We start from the raw sequence: 18,266 nt of genomic DNA on the forward strand, positions 1-18,266 counted from the left end.
CCTTGCTCTTAGGTTAGCCTTACCTCCGTTCCACTCCGCGGGGTCGTCGCCCCTCACCCCACCGGGATCCCACTCCATGCTCGCCACGCTCGTCATCGGCCTCCGCGAAGGCCTCGAAGCGACCCTCATCGTCGGGATCATCGCCGCGTTCCTCCGCCGCGGTCGCATCTCGCTCGTGCCGATGTGGGGCGGGATCGCCCTCGCCGTCGTGCTCAGCGTCGCCGTCGGCGTCGGGCTCGAGGCGTTCGAGCAGGCGCTCCCGCAGTCCGAGCAAGAGGCGATGGAGTCCGTCATCGGCGCCGTCGCCGTCGTGTTCGTCACCGGGATGATCATCTGGATGCGGACGCACGCCCGCGACCTCAAGGGCGACCTCGAGGCGAGCACAGCCGCGGCCGTCGGTCGCGGCACCGCCTGGGCGCTCGCGGGCATGGCGTTCCTCGCCGTCCTCAAGGAGGGCTTCGAGACCTCCGTGTTCCTGCTCGCCACGTTCCAGGCCGCGAGTTCGGCGGGCACCGCGGCGCTCGGCGCCGTGATCGGCGTGCTCGTCGCCGTGCTCATCGGCTGGGGGATCTCCACGGGCGGGGTCCGGCTCGACCTCCGGCGGTTCTTCACCGGCACCGGCGTGTTCCTGGTCTTCGTGGCGGCAGGGCTCGTGCTCACCGCACTCCGGACCGCGCACGAGGCCGGCTGGGTGACGATCGGGCAGCAGCGCACCGTCGACCTGTCCTGGCTCGCGCCGACCGGGTCCGTGCAGGCCGCCCTCGTCACCGGCGTGCTCGGGATCCCGGCGGACCCCCGCGTCGTCGAGGTCGTCGGCTGGGTCGGCTACCTCGTCCCCGTGCTCGTCGTGAGCCTCTGGCCGCGGTCCCTCCGCCCGTCGCCGGCTCGCGTCCCGCGGGTGCGCGTCGTCGTCGCCGCGGGCCTCGCCGTCGCGGCGGTCGCGCTCGCGGTGGCCGTCCCCACCGGCCGGGAGGCCCTGCCCACCTCCGCCACCCTCGCCACCGGTGCCGCGGACCCGCACCCCACCACGCGGCACACCGCGACGGCGACCGTCGACGGTGCCAGCGCGACCCTCGTCGTCCGCGCCGGCGACACCGTGCAGCGCGCCCGTTTCTCCTCCGCCGACCACACGACCACCACGCACGCCGGCGTCACCGCCGACCGCTGGCGCGCCACCACGCGCGTCCCGAGCACCGGCCGACCCGCGACGCTGACCCTCGACCAGCTCACCGACCTGTTCGGACGCGTGCCCGTCGGCATCTCGCCCGCGCAGCAGCCCGGCCCGTTCACCGCGCACTGGACCTCGACCGCGACCCGGACGCTCTGGACCGTCGACGGCGGCCTCCTCGACGCGCGCCGGACCGAGCGTGCCGTCCTCACCGTGTCCGGCGGCGGCCTGCCGAGCAGCCGGACCTACTCGTTCGACGCCACCGCCTGGGCGGTCCCGGCCACCCACGTGGCCGCCGCGGGCGAGGCGGTGGCGAGCGGCGCCTCCGCGGGCCGCGAAGCGCTCCTCTGGAAGGCGTGGCTGCCCATCGCGCTCGCGATCGCCGCGATCGCCCAGGCCCTGCTCGCCCTGCGGGACCGCCGCCGACTCGGGGCGGCGACCCGTTCCTCCCGACCGACCACCACGACCCCCGTCGCCGACCGGCACGGGGCGACCAGCAGGAAGACCGCCGATGCCGTTCGCTGACCGCCGCACCCGATCCGTCCTCGTCCTCGGAGCGACCCTCGCCGCCGCAGCCCTCGCGCTGACCGGCTGCTCGACCGCGTCGTCCTCCGCCGAGGACGCCGCGACGCCGTCCGGCGCGGTGCACCGGGTGGCCGTGACCCTGACGAACGACGGCTCGGACAAGTGCGCCGTGTCGACGACCTCGGTGCCCGCCGGACCGGTGACGTTCACGGTGCGGAACACCTCGTCGACCGCGATCACCGAGGTCGAGCTCCTGCAGGACCAGAAGATCCTCGGCGAGAAGGAGAACCTGGCTCCCGGACTCGACCCGGTCAAGTTCACCGTGACGCTCGGCGGCGGCAAGTACCAGGTGTACTGCCCCGGGGCGACCAAGGAGCTCACGACCTTCACCGTCACCGGCAAGGCCGCATCGACGGCGAACAGCAGCGCCGGCACCCTCCTCCGACAGGGCGCCAAGGGCTACGGCGACTACGTCGACGCCCAGGTCAGCGACATGGTGACCGCCGTGCGGCAGCTGCAGGAGGACGTCGACGCGGGGGACCTCGCCGCCGCGAAGACGGACTACGCGAACGCGCGCCCGTACTACGAGCACGTCGAGAGCGACGTCGACGGGTTCGTCAAGAAGGGCCACAAGGCGACCGACAACGCTGGGAACCTCGACTACCTCGTCGACATGCGCGCCTCGAACCTCGACCCGTCGGTCGGATGGCACGGGTTCCACGCCGTGGAGCGCGATCTGTTCCAGGGCGGCGCCATCACCGCGAGCACGAAGCAGCTCGCGGCCGAGCTCACCGAGAACGTCACCCTGCTCGACAAGCTCGTCCCGACGCTCACCTACAAGCCCGAGGACCTCGCCAACGGCGCGGCCGGCCTGCTCGAAGAGGTCCAGTCCGAGAAGATCACCGGCGAGGAGGAGGGCTTCAGCCACATCGACCTCGTCGACCTGGCGGCGAACGTCGAGGGTGCGCGGCAGGCGTTCGCGTACCTCAAGCCCGGCCTGCAGAAGCTCGACCCGTCGATCACGAAGCAGATCGCGACCCAGTTCGACAGCGTCGACACGCTCATGGACGGCTACCGGGACGGCACCGCCCTCGGCGGTTTCCGCACCTACGACGCCGCCACCCGCACCGCCGACGCGAACACGATCTCGCAGACGATCCAGGCCCTGCAGGACCCGCTGTCCCGGCTCGCCGAGAAGGTCGCCACCGCGTGAGCCGAGAGCAGGAGCAGATGCGCGGGGCGTCGTCTCGTCCGTCGGTGTCGCGCCGCGGACTCATCGGCGGACTCGCAGCCGCGGGAGCAGGTGTCGGTGCGCTCGCGGGCATCGGTGGCAGCCTCGCCGCGGGAGCCGCCGGACATGCCCCCGACGACGAGTCCATCGACCTGTCGCGGACCCACCCGTTCTACGCCACGGCGGCGCGGCAGCCGCAGGGCGGCATCCGCACCGAGCCGCAGCGGTACTGCGTCTTCATGACGTTCGACATGGCGTCGACCCTGGCGACGGACCTGCAGGTCCTGCTCGCCCGGTGGTCCGCCGCCATCGCGCAACTGCAGTCCGGCGGCACCATCGGCACCGTGGTCCCCGCGCACGCCGACGGCGTCGGTGCCGACACCGGGGAGGCCCTCGACCTCGGCCCGGCATCGCTCACCGTCACCGTCGGGCTCGGCCCCGGGCTGTTCGACGAGCGGTTCGGCCTGGCGGCCCACAAGCCCGCCGCGCTCGCCCAGATCCCCGCGCTGCCGAGCGACGCCCTCGACCCCGCCCTGAGCGGTGGTGACCTGTCCCTGCAGGCGTGCGCCGACGACCCCCAGGTCGCCTACCACGCGATCCGCGACCTCGCCCGCATGGCCCGTGGCACCGCGACCGTGCGCTGGACCGTGCTCGGGTTCGGGCGTGCGTCGGCCGGAGCGAACCAGACCACCCCCCGGAACCTCATGGGGTTCAAGGACGGCACGCGGAACATCACCACCGACGAGGACTACGAGCGCTTCGTGCGGCTCGGGGACGACGCGGACTGGATGGCGGGCGGCACCTACCAGGTCACGCGGAAGATCCAGATGAACATCGAGATCTGGGACGCCGACGTGATCAGCGACCAGCAGCGGGTGTTCGGGCGCACGAAGGTCGAGGGTGCGCCGCTCTCCGGGGGGACCGAGCACACGACGCCCGACTTCCACGCGACCGACCATGCCGGCGACACGAAGATCGACGCGCGCGCACACGTCGCCCTCGCCGCGCACGAGAACAACGGCGGCGTCAAGATCCTGCGTCGCCCGTACAACTACACCGACGGGCTCAACCAGTACGGGCAGCTCGACGCCGGGCTGTTGTTCACCGCGTTCATGAACGACCCCGATCACTTCACACGGATCCAGCGGCGGCTGGGAGCGTCCGACCGGTTGAACGAGTACATCTCGCACATCGGCTCGGCCGTGTTCGCCGTGCCGCCGGCACCGCGCAAGGGCTCGTACATCGGGGAGCGGCTCTTCCGCTGAACCGTGGGGCCGGCGCCGGTCCGGCCTACCGCCGGTCCGGCCTACCGCCGGTCCGGCGCCAGCAACGCGGTGACGACGTCGCTGAACGGGCCGGTCAGGTCGCTCGCCGACGCGTTGACCAGGGGGCCGAGCCGGGTGGAGGCACGCAGGAGCGTGATGCCGAAGGCCGTGGCCAGCGCGACCTCGGCGCGGAGCAGGATGCCGTTCGTGTCGACGTCATCGGGGTCCCACCCGGCGATGCGCGCCATGCGCTCCGCGTACGAGGTGAGTGTCGCGTTGCGGATCCGGTCGGCCTGCTCGTCTCCGGAGGACCGGATGAGCAGGAGGAGCTCGACCGCGTGCTCCCCGGTCGGCGCGTTCGTCACCCGCTCGACGAGGCTCTGGAGCATCCGTTCGACCGAGTCGTCGTCCGGCCGGGGGGCATCGAGGTCCTCCACCGCGCGCTCGAGACAGGCCTCGAAGAGGCCCTCTTTGCTCGTGAAGTAGCGGTTGATGAGCGCGACGTTCACTCCGGCGTCGGCTGCGATCTCCCGGACGGTGGTCGCGGAGTAGCCGTCGTACGCGAACCGACGTCGAGCCGCGGCGACCAGGAGCTGCCGGGTCTTCGCGGCGTCGCGCGTCCTCGACGGCACCTGCGACTCGAGCGTCATGACGTCCTCTCCATCTCCGCAACGGTACCCGCACCGGGAGGTGCGGTGTAAACGCGCTTTGACTTCCGCGCGCGGAGCAGTAGGCTCACGACTTGTAAGCGCTTGTTTACGTCTTTCGATCACGGAGAACGATGTCCCGAGTCACCGAGGGCCCCCGCACGGGCTCGACCCCCGTCGCGGAGCGACACAGCAGCCCGAACACCACCCTCATCGTCGTGTACCTCGCACTCGGCGGCTTGGCCTACGCGGTGCTCCAGTCGCTCGTCGCTCCGGCACTGTCCACGATCGGCAAGGACCTCGGGGCCTCGACCAGCAACGTGAGCTGGATCATCACCGCCTACCTGCTGTCGGCGTCCGTCCTCACGCCGATCTTCGGCCGCATGGGCGACATGATGGGCAAGCGGCGCATCCTCATCGTCGTGATGAGCCTCCTGCTCGTCGGCACCGTCGTCGCCGCCCTCGCGCCGAACCTCGCCACGTTGATCGTGGCCCGCTGCCTGCAGGGTGCGGCCGGCGCCGTGCTGCCGCTGTCGATCGGCATCGTGCGCGACGAACTCCCGAAGGACCGGGTGAGCGTCGTGATCGGTCTGCTGTCGGGCATCTTCGGCATCGGGGCCGGTATCGGCATCGTCGCGGCCGGACCGATCGTGCAGCACCTCGATTGGCACTGGCTGTTCTGGCTGCCGCTCGCGCTCATCGTCGTCGGGCTCGCCGGCATCGTGTTCGGGATGCCGGAATCGGACGTCCGGGAGCCCGGGCGCCTCGACCTCGCCGGGACGGCGATCCTCTCGATCTCCCTCGTGGCGCTGCTGCTCGCTGTCAGCGAGGGCGAGACCTGGGGCTGGGGTGACGTCAAGACCATCGGTCTGCTGGCGGTCGGCGTCGTCGCGCTCGTGGTCTTCGTCGTCGTCGAGCTCCGCGTGAAGGCGCCGCTGATCGACGTCCGGCTCTTCCGCATCCGTGGCGTCTGGACCGCTCACGTCGTCGCGCTCGTCTTCGGGTTCGCGATGTACGGCACGTTCGTGCTCGTCCCGACGCTGCTCCAGCTGCCGTCGTTCACCGGGTACGGCTTCGGCAAGACCGCCTCGCAGGCCGGCCTGTTCCTGCTCCCGACGGTCCTCATGATGATCGTGGTCTCACCGGTCGCGGGGGCCCTCGTCCGACGGACGGGTCCGAAGCCGCCGCTGGTCATCGGGGGTGTGCTCCTCACCGCGGCGTTCGTGCTCCCCGGGCTCGCGCACGATCAGGTCTGGCAGATCCTGGTGTCCGGCATCCTCACGGGTGCCGGGATCGGATTCGGTCTCTCGGCGGCGTCCAACGCGATCATCGAGAGCGTGCCGATCGAGCAGACGGGTGAGGCGATCAGCGCCAACACCGTCGTCCGGACGATCGGCTCGAGCGTCGGAACGGCCGTCATCGCCGCGCTGATCTCGTCGCACACGAAGGTGTTCACGTTGCCCACCGGGCACGTGGGGCTCCCTGGGGCCGCGGCGTTCACCATCGGCTTCTGGGCATGCGCTGGGGTCGGCGCCCTCGCGATCGTCGGCGCCCTCGCCGCTCCCGGCATGCGGAAGCGTCGCGCTGACGCCATCGCGGCGGGCGTCGAGGACATCGACGCTGTCGTCGACGAGCGCTGACGAGGTCAGCTCGACGCTGCCGGTGCATCCTGGCGGGGAGGAGGGGTGCCCTCCGCCGTTTCCCTGGAGACGGAGGGCACCCGCGCCGCCGGGTTCGTCGGGCGGAACCACCGCCCGGGATGAGAGGACACCGCAGCGGCGCCGTCGCCATGCGACGCCTCAGGGTACCGCCGCCGCTGCCGAAAACACAGGGTGCGGCAGACGAGCAGCCTCGTTCCACCCGCCTCGTTACTTCCGATCGCCGATGTGGAGCGCGTCCTTCACCCGCTCGATGCCCTCGGTCGCGAGCGCCGATGCCGAGTCCCGGATCACGCCGGCCTCCATCGGGTCGCCCTTGAGCAACGACTTGGCCGTGTTGAGCGCGTACTCACGGGTGATGTGCGGTGGGAGCGGCGGGACGTTGCGGCTGACGTAGGCGTCGATGAGCGTGACCCCGTCGTGCGCGAAGGCCTCGGCGACAGCGGACTCCACCTGGTCGTCACTGCGCACCTGGACGCCCCGGAACCCGAGGAGCTCGGCGTAGCCGGCGTAGTCCATCGACTCGACGTCCTGCGAGCCGCGCCACAGCGGATTGCCGTCCTCCGTGCGCATCTCCCACGAGACCTGCGCGAGGTCGTCATTGTGCATGACCACGATGATGAACTGCTTGGTCTCCCACTGCTGCATGTACTTCTTCACGGTGATCAGCTCGTTCATGCCGAGCATCTGGAACGCGCCGTCACCGATGGTGCAGACCACCGTCTTGTCGGAGTGGGCCAGCTTCGCCGCGACCGCGTAGGGCATCGCCGCGAGCATGGTCGCCAGGCGGCCCGAGAGGTCGCCGCGCATGCCCCGCTTCAGGCGGATGTGGTGCCCGAACCAGTCGGCGGTCGTCCCGGCGTCCGCGGTGACGATCGCCCCGTCGGGCAGGTTCGCGTTCACGGCCTCGGTCACGCGCCGCGGGTTGACCCCGTCGTGGTACTCCTTCTGTGCCTGCGCGTGCATCTCCTGTTCCCAGTCCTGCATCTCGGCGGCGATCCGCTCCTGCCAGGACAGGTCGGTCTTCTGCTCGAGCAGGGGGAGGAGGGCCTCGAGCGTCGACTTCACGTCGCCCCAGAGGTTCAACTCCGTCGGGTAGCGCACGCCGAGCTGTTCGGGCTTGAGGTCGACCTGGATGCCACGCGCCTGGCCCGTCGCGGGCAGGAACTCGCCGTACGGGTAGTTCGTGCCGAGCAGCACGATGGTGTCGCAGCGCTTGATCTGGTGGAGGCTCGGCAGGGACCCGAGGAGACCGACCTGCTGCGTGTGGTACGGCACGTCGGACGGGATCACGTCCTTGCCGCGGAGCGCGGTGATGATGCCCGCTCCGGCCTTCTCGGCGGCGGCGAGGACCTCGTCGGTGGCGCCCGTCGCACCCGCGCCGACCAGGAACGTGACCTTCTCGCCCGCGTTGATGATGTCCGCCGCCTGGCGGATCTGCTCCATCGGGGGCGTGATCGCCGTCGACGGGATGGCTTCGCTCGAGCGCGAGACCCAGTGGGCCGACGGCGTCGCCTTGATGGTCATCGCCTGGACGTCGTGGGGGATCACGACGACCGCGGGCTGGAGACGGAGCCGGGCCGTGCGGAAGGCGGTGTCGATGACGGCGCTGGCCTGGTCGGGCGACACGATCGTCTCGACGTAACAGGCGACGTCCGTGAACACGCGCTCGAGATTGCTCTCTTGCTGGGTGAAGGTGCCGATCGAGTCGAGACCCTGCTGCCCGACGATCGCGACGACCGGCTGATTGTCCATCTGGGCGTCGTACAGCCCGTTGAGCATGTGGAACGCGCCGGGGCTCGAGGTCGCGACGCACACGCCGACCTCGCCCGTGAACTTGGCATGCGCCGTCGCCATGAGCGCGCAGATCTCCTCGTGCGTCGGGCGGATGTACTCGATGCCCGTCCCCGCACGATCGGTCTTGCCGAGTGCTCCGTCGAACGCGCCGATGCCGTCGCCGGGGAACCCGAAGATCCGGCTGACGCCCTGGTCCTTGATCCGCTCGATCAGGAACTCGCTCACGGTGGTCATCGCGTACCTCTCTTCGGCGCCGGGGTCGGGCGCCTGGGACTCGGGTGGTGGGACGGGGCCGTCCTCGTGCCTCCAGCGTGCTCCCTCCACGGGGCCGGGTTCCCAGCCCGTCGCCCGGTGGTGGAGGATCGGGGGAGCGGACCGGATGTGGAGGAACGGGCAGCATGACCACGATCGATCTCAACGCAGACCTCGGCGAGGGCTTCGGCCGGTGGACCCTCGGGGACGACGCCGCGATGCTCGATGTCGTCACGAGCGCGAACGTGGCGTGCGGATTCCACGCGGGCGACCCGTTGTCGCTCCGGTCCGTGCTCGAGCAGGCTGCCGCACGGCAGGTGTCGGTCGGCGCGCACGTCGCGTACCGGGACCTCGCCGGGTTCGGACGGCGGTACGTGGACGCCTCCCTGGACGAACTCGCAGCGGACGTGATCTACCAGATCGGCGCGCTGGCCGCCCTCGCCCGGGCAGCCGGGACGACCGTCCGTTACGTCAAGCCGCACGGCGCCCTCTACAACACCATCGCGGAGGGCGGACCGCACGCCGAGGCGGTCGTGCAGGCGGTCCTGGCGGTCGACCCGGGCCTCCCGGTCGTCGGTCTCGCCGGGTCCGCGTTCCTCGACCTCGCTCGCGATGCCGGGCTGCCCGTCGTGGCCGAGGCGTTCGCGGACCGTGCGTATGCCGCCGACGGGTCCCTCGTGTCCCGACGCCTTCCGGGGGCCGTGCTCCACGATCCGACCGAGATCGCCCAGCGCGTCGTCGCGATGGTCACCAGCGGGGCGGTCACCGCGGTCGACGGGACCAGCGTGCCGATCGACGCCGCGTCGATCTGCCTGCACGGGGACTCGCCCGGCGCGGTCGCCGCGGCGCTCGCCGTCCGGTCCGCACTCGGATCAGCGGGCGTGGTCCTGGCGCCGTTCGCGGCGGTCCGAGCGGCGTGACGGCGACCGGCGGCGTGACCGGCCCAGAGGGCGAGAGCGGGTCCGGGCGCGTGACCGACTCCGGCGCCCGGGCGCCCCGGGTGCTGCGCCTCGGCGTCGACGGCGTGCTCGTCGAGGTCCCCGACACGGCCGCCGCGCTCGCCCTGCACGCCGCGCTCCGGACGCTCGACCTGCCCGGGGTGGCCGAACTGGTGCCCGCCGCGCGGACCGTCGCCGTCCGCTTCGCACCGGGCGCCACGACCGCCGACGCGATCGCCGCCGCGCTGGGCGGCGTACCGCTCGACGCGCCGCCGCCCGCCGCCGACGGTCTCGTCGAGGTGCCAGTGGTCTACGACGGCGAGGACCTCGACCACGTCGCCGACCGCACCGGGCTGAGCGTGGACGAGGTCGTCCGCCGGCACACCGCGCCGGAGTACTCGGTCGCGTTCACCGGGTTCGCGCCGGGGTTCGCCTACCTGGTCGGAGGCGACACGGTCCTCGACCTGCCGCGGCGCAGCAGTCCGCGCACGGCGATCCCCGCCGGTTCCGTCGCGATCGCGGGCGGCCACAGCGGCATCTACCCGCGGCCGAGCCCCGGCGGCTGGCATCTGCTCGGGCACACCGACCTGGTGATGTGGGACCCCCATCGGATCGGGGCGGAGGCCCTGCTCCGTCCGGGCATGCGCGTCCGGTTCCGCGCGGTCCACGCGGCGTCATCCGCAGCTGCGTCATCCGCCGCTGCGTCATCCGCCGCAGTGTCCCCGGCCGCACGCCCGACCGCCGTCGGTCGGGAGGCCCGACCCGCTCCGACGGAGCCGTCACGTCCGACCGCTCCCAGGCGAGGCCTCGAGGTCCTGTCGCCCGGGCTGCTCAGCACCGTGCAGGACCTCGGCAGACCGGGCCGCGCGGCCCTCGGCGTCACCCGCTCCGGTGCGCTCGATCGCGTCGCCCACCGTCGCGCGAACCGTCTCGTCGGGAACGCGGCGGGCGCCGCGGCGGTCGAGCACGTCGGGGGAGGGCTCACCGTGCGGGCTCGTGGCGAGCTCGTCCTGGCGGTCACGGGCGGCGTCGGCGCGATCGAGGTCCTGCCCGCGGCGGAAGGGACGCTCGACGAGCGATCGGTGCTGCTCCCGGGCGACGACGAGCCCGCGCGCTGGGCGGTGCCGATCGAGCCCGACCGTCCGTTCGCGCTGCACGACCGTGAGGTCCTGGTGCTCGGTGCGCCGACGACCGGGGCCGTCGCGACCCTCGCCGTCCTCGGTGGACTCGACCTGCCGCCCGTGCTCGGATCACGCGCGACCGACGTGCTGTCCGGTCTCGGGCCGGCACCGCTCCGGGCCGGCGACGTCCTGCCCATCGGGTCGGACACGGCGGCGGCGGTGGCCGACGCGGCGGAACCGGGCCCGGTCCTCCCGACCGTCGAGGACGTGGTCGACGTCCGGTTCGTGCCCGGACCCCGCGACGACTGGATCGACGGGGGTGTCGACGCCCTGCACGCGGTCGTCTGGCGGGTGACGCCACGCTCGAACCGTGTCGGGGTGCGGCTCGACGCGGGCACGCACGCACTCGCGCGGAGCGTGGGCGGCGAGCTGCCGAGCGAGGCGGCGGTACCCGGGGCGATCCAGGTGCCACCCGAGGGTCGACCGGTCGTGTTCCTCGCCGACCACCCCGTCACGGGCGGCTACCCCGTGGTCGGCGTCGTCGTGCCCGAGGACCTCGGGCTCGTCGCGCAGGTACCGGTCGGCGGCGCGATCCGGTTCACACCGACGGCGAGTGCTCTTCGGCGATGAGCGGACGTAACGTCCGGTGCGCGATCCGGAGCCCCTCGAGCACCTTGTCGTCCGTGCCACTCCACAGCGGGTCTTCGTGCTCGACCGACAGCGTGCCCGTGAACCCGGCCTCGTACAGGCGATCGACGACGTGCGACCAGTCGACCACGCCACGACCGGGCACGCGGAAGCGCCACCACCCCATGTCCCACGGGTCGTCGCCCTTGTCGACGAGCCCGAAGAAGCCGTAGCGGTCGCGCCGCGCCGGGAACAGTTCGACGTCCTTCGCCTGCGCGTGCACGATGTGCTCCGCGAACGGCAGGATCGTCTCGACCGGGTCGATGCCGATCCACGTCAGGTGCGACGGGTCCCAGTTCAGGCCGAACCCGAGGCCCGTCACCCACTCCCACAGCTCCGGGCTGTAGGCGATGTTCCCCGGGTAGCCGTCCGGGTGCCAGCCCTCCATGACGCAGTTCTCGATGATGAGCTTGACGTCGCGCTCGCCCGCGTAGTCCACGAGCTCGGGCAGCACGCGGTCGCCCTCCGCCATGTTCTCGCGCACGCTCTTGCTGTTGTCGCGGCCGATGAACGTGCCCACGTAGGGGACGCCGAGCCGCTGCGCCGCGTCGATCGCGTGCTTGAGGTGGGTCCGGACCGCGTCACGACGCTCGGGGTCCTGGTGCAGGTTGTTCTCGTAGTAGGCGAGCGCGCTGATCTCGAGTCCCGTGCGGGCCATCAGGTCCTCGGTGGCGCTGGCGTCCTCGTCGGTGAACGTCGCGACGGGCAGGTGCGAGGCCTCGAAGTCGCGGCCGCCGACGTTCGGCCACACGGCGACCTCGAGTCGCTCGTACCCCTGAGCGGCCGCGAACTCCGCGATCCGGCCGAGGTCCCATCCGGGCAGGCAGGCCGTGAGCATCCCGAGCTTCATGCGATGTCCTTCCAGGCTCCGTCACCGGCACTGGCGACGACGGCGTCGATGACGTGGGCGGCGCGCGCGCCGTCCGCGAACGTGGGCAGGCCCTCCGGCCACACGCCGCCGTCCCGTGAGGCACGGACGGCGGCGTAGGTGTCGCCGACGAACGCCGTGAACGCGTCGAGGTACCCCTGCGGGTGACCCGATGGCACGACGGCCAACCGCCGCTGGTCGGGCGACCCCTGCGAGGGGTCGCGCACGAGGATCGTGGCGCCGGTCTCGGTGCCGAACCAGGCGGACTCCGGTTGCTCCTGGTCGAACGCGGCACTCGAGCGGGTGCCGTCGACCTCGAACCACAGGCGGTTCTTGCGTCCGGCCGCGACCTGCGACACGACGACGTTCCCGATCCGGCCGTGGGTCGTGCGGAAGGTGGCCACCGCGGTGTCCTCGGTGGTGACGGGGGCCTGCGCGACGGGCACCGCGCCTCCCGGCACCGGATCGGGGTAGGGGGCGCCGGAGAAGGACGGCCCCGACGACGCCGGGCGCGTGGGGTAGACGATGTCGGCCGTGGCCGTCACGGTCGCGAATCGCTCGCCGGTGACGAACTCGACGAGGTCACACCAGTGCGACCCGATGTCGGCGAAGGCGCGCGACACACCGCCCGCTCCGGCGTCGACCCGCCAGCTCGACGAGCCCTCGTCGAGCATCCAGTCCTGCAGGTACGAGCCGTGGATCGCGAGCACGCGTCCGAGATCGCCGCCGGCGATCCGCGACCGGATCTCGCGCACGATCGGGTGGAAGCGGTAGACGAACGGGACGGTCGCGACGACACCGGCACGCTCGGCGGCGGCCGTGAGCTCGTCGGCCTGTGCGGCGTCGACCGCCAGGGGCTTCTCGCACACCACGTGGATCCCCGCCGCGATGATCGCCATCGTCTGCGGGTGGTGCTGGTCGTTCGGGGTGCACACGTGCACGACGTCGGGTGCGTCGGCGAGGAGCTCGTCGAGGTCGGCGTAGCCGCGCGGGAGCCCGAGGTGCTCGGCGACCTGTGCCGAGCGTTCGGGAGTGCGTCCGAGGACCCCGGTGACCACGGCACCGGCGGCGCGCGCCGATCGTACGTGGACGGTCGCGATCATGCCCGTGCCGATGACGGCGACGCGCAGCGGGGGTGTGTTCATGGATGCTCTGCGTTCCTCGGTTCCGGAGTGAGCGTATTGGTGACGCACGGCCACGTTCAAGGACTCGCCGCCGAGCGTAACGTCGGGCCCCAACAGGTGCCGCTGGCCGCCCCGTGTGGTGGACGGTCGTTCTCGGCGGACGAGTGTGGAGGAACGATGACGGTGTCCGGGGACTACCAGCTGCAGGGTCGGACCGTGATCGTGACGGGTGCGGGCTCCGGGATCGGGCAGGCGATCGCGCGCGCGTTCATCGGTCAGGGCTGCAACGTGGTCCTCGCCGGACGGCGCGAGGACGCACTCGCCGAGACCGCCGAGGGCGCGCCGGCCGAGCACGTCATCGCGGTGCCCACCGACGTGACCGACCGCGAGAGCGTGGCCGACCTCGTCGCGATCGCCGCCGATCGCTTCGGTCGGATCGACGTCGTGGTCAGCAACGCGGCCGCCTACACGGCGGGCGAGATCGACGAACTCGGTGAGGGCGACTACCGCGCCATGGTCGCGACGAACCTCGACGGCACCGTGCACCTCGTGCAGGAAGCGCTCCCGCACCTCGAGCGGGCGCGGGGCGTCATCCTGTTCACGACCAGCGCGTCCGGGCTCCGGGGGGACTGGCGCCAGGCCGTCTACAACGCCACGAAGGGCGCCATGACGACGCTCATGCAGTCGCTGGCGCTCGACCTCGGGGCGCGCGGCATCCGCGTCAACGCGGTGGCGCCGGCCCTGACCCGTACGGCGGCGAACGCGGAGCACTTCGCCGACCCGGACGTGGTCGTCCCACACGCCCAGCGGACCGCGCTCGGACGCATCGGCGAACCCGAGGACGTCGCGCCGGCGTTCCTCTTCCTCGCCAGCGACGACGCCCGCTACATCACGGGCGTCACGTTGCCGGTCGACGGAGGCACCACGGCGTCGACCGGCCAGGCGCACGTCGTCGGCTGACCACCGGTCGCGACCGCGTCCGGTCCTCGACAGCCGGGAGGCCCGTTCGAGGTTCCACAGTTCGGGCGGCGGTCGGAACCGGATCAGCGGTGCGTCGGTACGTTCGGAGCCATGGCGATCCAGACCACCCTCCTCATCCTCGGTGCCAGCGGCGACCTGACGAAGCGGCTCCTGCTGCCCGGCCTCGCCACACTCCTCGACGTCAAGCAGGACTGGGACATCGAGCTCATCGGCGCGGGCGTCGACGAGCTCTCGGACGAGGACTGGAAGCAGCGCGTCCGCGAGTCCTTCTCGAGCGCCGAGTGCTCCGGCGACCGCTTCGAGCAGATCATCGCGGCCAGCCACTACCGGAAGACGGACGTCACGAGCGCGGACGACCTCGGCGAGCTCCTGGCACAGTGCTCGCACGCGCCGGCGATCTACTTCGCCCTGCCGCCGGCGATCACCGAGCAGGCGTGCGAACAGCTCAAGGGCATGGACCTGCCCGACGGTGTGCGGCTCGCGATGGAGAAGCCGTTCGGCACCGACGCCGCGAGCGCCGAGAAGCTCAACGAGCTCCTCCACTCGTTCATCCCCGAGGAGCGCATCCACCGCGTCGACCACTTCCTCGGCCGCTCGACGGTGCTCAACCTCCTGGGCCTGCGGTTCTCGAACCGGATCATCGAGCCCCTGCTGTCGTCCACCCACGTCGAGAGCGTCGACATCATCTACGACGAGACCCTGGGCCTCGAGAACCGCGCGCGGTACTACGACCACGCCGGCGCGCTCACGGACATGATCCAGAGCCACCTGCTGCAGGTGCTCGCGGTCGTCGCGATGGAGGCCCCCGCCACGCTCGACGCCGACGACCTCCGCACGCAGAAGCAGCTCGTCTTCCGCGCCGTCAAGCCGTGGGGTGACGACCCGGCGACCGCCGGCAAGCGCGCCCGGTACACCGCCGGTACCGTCGGAGACCGCCAGCTGCCGTCGTACGTCGACGAGGACGGTGTCGACCCGGCGAACCAGACCGAGACCCTGGCGCAGATGACCGTCGAGGTCGCGAACTGGCGGTGGGCGGGCGTTCCGTTCACCCTCCGCTCCGGCAAGGCCCTGGGTGAACCGCGGCGCGAGATCGTCATCAACTTCCGCCCCTCGCCGCACGTGCCGGACGGCGTCGGTGGCGAGCACGAGCAGGACCGGCTCCGCATCTGGATCGCCCCCGACGAGATGAGCCTCGAACTCAACGTCAACGGTCCCGGCGACCCGTACGTCGTCGACCGCGCGAAGCTCGAGACGAAGTTCAACCCGGGCCGACTCACGGCGTACGGCGAGGTCCTCGCCGGTGTGCTCGAGGGCGACGCCACGCTCTCGGTGCGCGGTGACAGCGCGGTGCAGTGCTGGCGCATCGTCCAGCCGGTCATCGACGCCTGGCGCAACGGCGAGAGCCCGATCGACGAGTACCCGGCCGGTTCGCACGGTCCGTCGAACTGGGACAACCTGCTCCACTGATCCCGGGCGTACGGTCGGACGCGTGGCAACCATCCAAGACATCCTGAACACCGTTCCCGAGCCCGCCGGGGCCGACGTCCGCACCGGCATCGTCGAGTACGACCACGACGGCACGCCGCTCGAGGGCATCCTCGCGAAGGACGCGAACCTCACCGGTCGGCGTCCCGCCGTGATCGTCGTCCATGACTGGCACGGCGTGAACGAACATGTCGAGGCCCGCGTCACGATGCTGGCCCGCCTCGGCTACGTCGCGTTCGCGGCCGACATCTACGGCAAGGGCGTGCGCCCGACCGGAGCAGAGGCCGGAGAGGTCGCCGGCAGCTTCTACCAGGACCTCGGGCTCCTGCGTGCCCGTGCTCGTGCCGGACTCGACCGCCTGCTCGAGGACCCGCAGGTCGACCCCTCGCGCGTGGTGGTCATGGGCTACTGCTTCGGCGGCTCCACGGCCCTGGAACTCGCTCGGACCGGTGCGGACCTCGTGGGGGCGGTGTCGTTCCACGGCGGTCTGATCACCCACGATCCGTCCGACGCCGGCGACATCCGGGCGAAGCTCCTGGTGCTGACCGGTGCTGCCGATCCGATGGTCGGGGACGACAAGGTCCACGCGTGGCAGGACGAGATGCGCGCGGCGCCGCACGTCGACTGGCAGCTCGTGTCGTACGCGAACGCGATGCACGCGTTCGCCGTCCCCGGTACGGACGCGCCCGACCACGGCGCGCAGTACCAGGCGCTCGCCGACCGCCGCTCCTGGCGTGCGCTCGAGGACTTCCTGACCGAGGTGTTCGGTCCGGAGCAGCTCGCGGCCTGACCGTCCGGGCGGGAGGTGCGGCGTGCCTCCGTCCGGCGCCGCGCTGGCACCACCCGTTCGCGCCTCGATCGGCGCGCCGGGTCCCGTGCCCCGGGTCCCGTGCCCCGATTGGCGCGCCGGGTCCCGAGCCTGGTAGAGTCTTCCACGGCCGTTCGGCCACTGCGCTCGTAGCTCAATGGATAGAGCATCTGACTACGGATCAGAAGGTTGGGGGTTCGAGTCCCTTCGAGCGCACACTGTGTTGAGACAGCAGTGAACGAGAACGCCCCGGCATCGCCGGGGCGTTCTTCGTTGTCCCGGTGATCTCGGAACCGGAGCGACGTCGCGTCGAACGTCCTGGTGGCGACGCCCAGCGGCCGCCGCGTCCGCGCTGCTCGAGAGCGGCTGCCGTCCGCAGTCCGTGCGCAGCGGTCCTCGACCGGAGCCGGGACGGCCACGCGAGGAGGCCGCCCGCTGGACGACGGCCTCGCTGATCGGCGGTATCCGCGCGCATCGGTCCGGCCCTGCGCGTGAAAACTCTGTGTTACAGCCTTGCCGTGACCGATTTCAGCACTGGACGCCGCTTCCGTGACGGATTACCGTCGCCGTATGACGAGTTCGAGTGATCGCGGGTCCGTTCGGCCACCGGCCGCGGGGGACACCGATGGCACTCCGGCCGACGGCAGCGCTGGGACGCCCGATCCGATCGACCTCGCGCTCCTGACAGCGCTCGCTGCGGACGGTCGCGCTTCCTGGGCCGCCCTGGGCGAGGCATCCGGATGCTCGGCATCGACAGCACAGCGGCGGGTCGGTCGCCTGAACGTGCTGGGCTTCGTCCGGATCATCGCCGCGACCGACGTGCTCGCAGCCGGGTTCGGGGTGTCGGCGATGGTCCGGATGCGCTGTGGCGCGAGCCGGACGACCGATCTCGTCGCACGGCTGCAGAGCCGCCCCGAGGTCCGGTTCCTCGCCACGCTGACCGGCACTGCGGACTGCGTCGCCGAGCTCGTGGTCGAGCGGATCGCGGACATCGGACCCCTGCTCGCCGACATCGCGCCGGACGGTGATGTCGAGACCGAGGCGTTGCCCGTGCTCCGCACGTTCACGGCACCCTTCACGGTGTTTCCGGGGAAGTCCCTCCCGATGCCCCTGAGCGCGACGGCCAACGCGCCTGCTCCGGACCTCGGCGCCGATGACGGGGTACTCCCCACCGAGGTCGCCGCGACGCCGCTCGAGCGCGCGATGGTCGGCGCTCTCGTCCGTGATGGGCGGACGCCGCTGAACGACCTCGCGCGGCACCTCGATCGAACCGAGACCGCCACGCGTCGCGCGCTCGAGCAGCTCATCGCCTCCGGGCGGGTCCGCGTCGGACCACTGGTCGCGCCGGCGCTGCTCGGCCTGGGCACCGAGCTCATGGTCTGGATCTCGGTGGCGCCGGACCTGCTCGGTGCGGCCGCACGACAGCTCGCCCAGCACCCCGCCGTGCACTACGCGGCCGCGACCCTCGGACGGTACAACCTCATCGGCCAAGCGTTCCTCCGGGACTTCGCCGCGGTCTACACCTTCGCCACGGACGTGCTCGGAGCGCTGCCGGGTGTCCGCGAGGTCGACGTCACCGTGCAACTGACCACCAGGAAGCGCATGTGGCGCCGCATCGAGGACGGCCGGTTCGTCGACGCCGACGACGCGCAGGCCCCCGTGCTGACATGACCGGCACCGCGGCGGCCCCGACCGGGGTCGCCGCTCCGAC

General features: G+C 71.8%; 14 protein-coding genes and 1 tRNA gene. 11 read left to right on the top strand and 4 right to left on the bottom strand.

Going from position 1 to position 18,266, the window contains the following annotated elements; translation table 11 throughout:
- Window positions 1-76 precede the first annotated feature (76 nt).
- Genes efeU through DEI82_RS01345 form a run of 3 tightly spaced genes read left to right on the top strand, consistent with a single transcriptional unit; the run spans window position 77 to window position 4,189 of the window.
- On the top strand, window positions 77-1,693 hold the full coding sequence (efeU, locus tag DEI82_RS01335) for an iron uptake transporter permease EfeU (RefSeq protein WP_111035542.1): 1,617 nt from the start codon (window positions 77-79) through the stop codon (window positions 1,691-1,693).
- Complete coding sequence (gene efeO / locus DEI82_RS01340; RefSeq protein WP_111035543.1) at window positions 1,680-2,906, top strand: iron uptake system protein EfeO; 1,227 nt, start codon at window positions 1,680-1,682, stop codon at window positions 2,904-2,906. Before efeU ends, efeO begins: the two co-directional genes overlap by 14 nt.
- Window positions 2,903-4,189, top strand: a complete 1,287-nt coding sequence (locus tag DEI82_RS01345; RefSeq protein ID WP_258371903.1) for a Dyp-type peroxidase — start codon at window positions 2,903-2,905, stop codon at window positions 4,187-4,189. Before efeO ends, DEI82_RS01345 begins: the two co-directional genes overlap by 4 nt.
- 41 nt (window positions 4,190-4,230) lie before the next feature.
- Here the strand turns inward: DEI82_RS01345 and DEI82_RS01350 are convergent, their stop codons facing one another.
- Window positions 4,231-4,839, bottom strand: coding sequence for a TetR/AcrR family transcriptional regulator (locus DEI82_RS01350; protein WP_111010059.1), 609 nt, complete (start codon window positions 4,837-4,839; stop codon window positions 4,231-4,233).
- 131 nt (window positions 4,840-4,970) lie between these two features.
- On the opposite strand from DEI82_RS01350, the gene DEI82_RS01355 reads away from it, so the two are divergent.
- Window positions 4,971-6,476 carry an MFS transporter gene (locus DEI82_RS01355; protein ID WP_111035545.1) on the top strand — a complete coding sequence of 502 codons (1,506 nt, stop codon included), beginning with the start codon at window positions 4,971-4,973 and terminating at the stop codon, window positions 6,474-6,476.
- Window positions 6,477-6,704: 228 nt separating this feature from the next.
- On the opposite strand, the gene DEI82_RS01360 is transcribed toward DEI82_RS01355, so the two are convergent.
- Window positions 6,705-8,525 (bottom strand): thiamine pyrophosphate-requiring protein, encoded by a 1,821-nt coding sequence (locus DEI82_RS01360; protein ID WP_111013852.1) that lies wholly within the window; start codon window positions 8,523-8,525, stop codon window positions 6,705-6,707.
- 164 nt (window positions 8,526-8,689) lie between these two features.
- On the opposite strand from DEI82_RS01360, the gene DEI82_RS01365 reads away from it, so the two are divergent.
- Entirely contained in the window at window positions 8,690-9,463 is a 774-nt protein-coding gene (locus DEI82_RS01365) for a LamB/YcsF family protein (RefSeq protein WP_111035546.1), read from the top strand.
- A gap of 50 nt (window positions 9,464-9,513) precedes the next feature.
- Window positions 9,514-11,232, top strand: a complete 1,719-nt coding sequence (locus DEI82_RS01370) for a 5-oxoprolinase/urea amidolyase family protein (RefSeq protein WP_111035616.1) — start codon at window positions 9,514-9,516, stop codon at window positions 11,230-11,232.
- On the opposite strand, the gene DEI82_RS01375 is transcribed toward DEI82_RS01370, so the two are convergent.
- Window positions 11,201-12,139, bottom strand: a complete 939-nt coding sequence (locus tag DEI82_RS01375) for a sugar phosphate isomerase/epimerase (protein WP_111035547.1) — start codon at window positions 12,137-12,139, stop codon at window positions 11,201-11,203. The two genes, DEI82_RS01370 and DEI82_RS01375, sit on opposite strands and share 32 nt — an antisense overlap.
- On the bottom strand, window positions 12,136-13,302 hold the full coding sequence (locus tag DEI82_RS01380; protein WP_111013849.1) for a Gfo/Idh/MocA family protein: 1,167 nt from the start codon (window positions 13,300-13,302) through the stop codon (window positions 12,136-12,138). Before DEI82_RS01380 ends, DEI82_RS01375 begins: the two co-directional genes overlap by 4 nt.
- A gap of 156 nt (window positions 13,303-13,458) precedes the next feature.
- Here DEI82_RS01380 and DEI82_RS01385 point away from each other — a divergent pair, with 156 nt between their 5' ends.
- The 5 genes from DEI82_RS01385 to DEI82_RS01405 all read left to right on the top strand — a co-directional run bounded on the left by DEI82_RS01385 (window position 13,459) and on the right by DEI82_RS01405 (window position 18,226).
- Window positions 13,459-14,241, top strand: a complete 783-nt coding sequence (locus tag DEI82_RS01385) for an SDR family NAD(P)-dependent oxidoreductase (RefSeq protein ID WP_111035548.1) — start codon at window positions 13,459-13,461, stop codon at window positions 14,239-14,241.
- A gap of 111 nt (window positions 14,242-14,352) precedes the next feature.
- Window positions 14,353-15,729, top strand: a complete 1,377-nt coding sequence (locus DEI82_RS01390; RefSeq protein ID WP_111035549.1) for a glucose-6-phosphate dehydrogenase — start codon at window positions 14,353-14,355, stop codon at window positions 15,727-15,729.
- A 22-nt stretch (window positions 15,730-15,751) separates the two neighbouring features.
- Entirely contained in the window at window positions 15,752-16,537 is a 786-nt protein-coding gene (locus tag DEI82_RS01395) for a dienelactone hydrolase family protein (protein ID WP_111035550.1), read from the top strand.
- A gap of 161 nt (window positions 16,538-16,698) precedes the next feature.
- Window positions 16,699-16,771, top strand: a tRNA-Arg gene (locus DEI82_RS01400).
- Window positions 16,772-17,125: 354 nt separating this feature from the next.
- A complete protein-coding gene (locus tag DEI82_RS01405; RefSeq protein ID WP_111035551.1) occupies window positions 17,126-18,226 on the top strand; it encodes an Lrp/AsnC family transcriptional regulator in 1,101 nt (366 codons plus the stop codon).
- The last annotated feature ends 40 nt before the right edge of the window (window positions 18,227-18,266 follow it).

The organism is Curtobacterium sp. MCBD17_019 (assembly GCF_003234555.1).
Classification (GTDB): domain Bacteria; phylum Actinomycetota; class Actinomycetes; order Actinomycetales; family Microbacteriaceae; genus Curtobacterium.

Bases quoted from the DNA above. Each gene is read 5' to 3' on its own strand.
- efeO (WP_111035543.1), top strand. From the start codon at position 1,680: ATGCCGTTCGCTGACCGCCGCACCCGATCCGTCCTCGTCCTCGGAGCG.
- DEI82_RS01350 (WP_111010059.1), bottom strand. From the start codon at position 4,839: ATGACGCTCGAGTCGCAGGTGCCGTCGAGGACGCGCGACGCCGCGAAG.
- DEI82_RS01380 (WP_111013849.1), bottom strand. From the start codon at position 13,302: ATGAACACACCCCCGCTGCGCGTCGCCGTCATCGGCACGGGCATGATC.
- DEI82_RS01385 (WP_111035548.1), top strand. From the start codon at position 13,459: ATGACGGTGTCCGGGGACTACCAGCTGCAGGGTCGGACCGTGATCGTG.
- DEI82_RS01390 (WP_111035549.1), top strand. From the start codon at position 14,353: ATGGCGATCCAGACCACCCTCCTCATCCTCGGTGCCAGCGGCGACCTG.
- DEI82_RS01360 (WP_111013852.1), bottom strand. From the start codon at position 8,525: ATGACCACCGTGAGCGAGTTCCTGATCGAGCGGATCAAGGACCAGGGC.
- DEI82_RS01375 (WP_111035547.1), bottom strand. From the start codon at position 12,139: ATGAAGCTCGGGATGCTCACGGCCTGCCTGCCCGGATGGGACCTCGGC.
- DEI82_RS01405 (WP_111035551.1), top strand. From the start codon at position 17,126: ATGACGAGTTCGAGTGATCGCGGGTCCGTTCGGCCACCGGCCGCGGGG.
- DEI82_RS01365 (WP_111035546.1), top strand. From the start codon at position 8,690: ATGACCACGATCGATCTCAACGCAGACCTCGGCGAGGGCTTCGGCCGG.
- efeU (WP_111035542.1), top strand. From the start codon at position 77: ATGCTCGCCACGCTCGTCATCGGCCTCCGCGAAGGCCTCGAAGCGACC.
- DEI82_RS01355 (WP_111035545.1), top strand. From the start codon at position 4,971: ATGTCCCGAGTCACCGAGGGCCCCCGCACGGGCTCGACCCCCGTCGCG.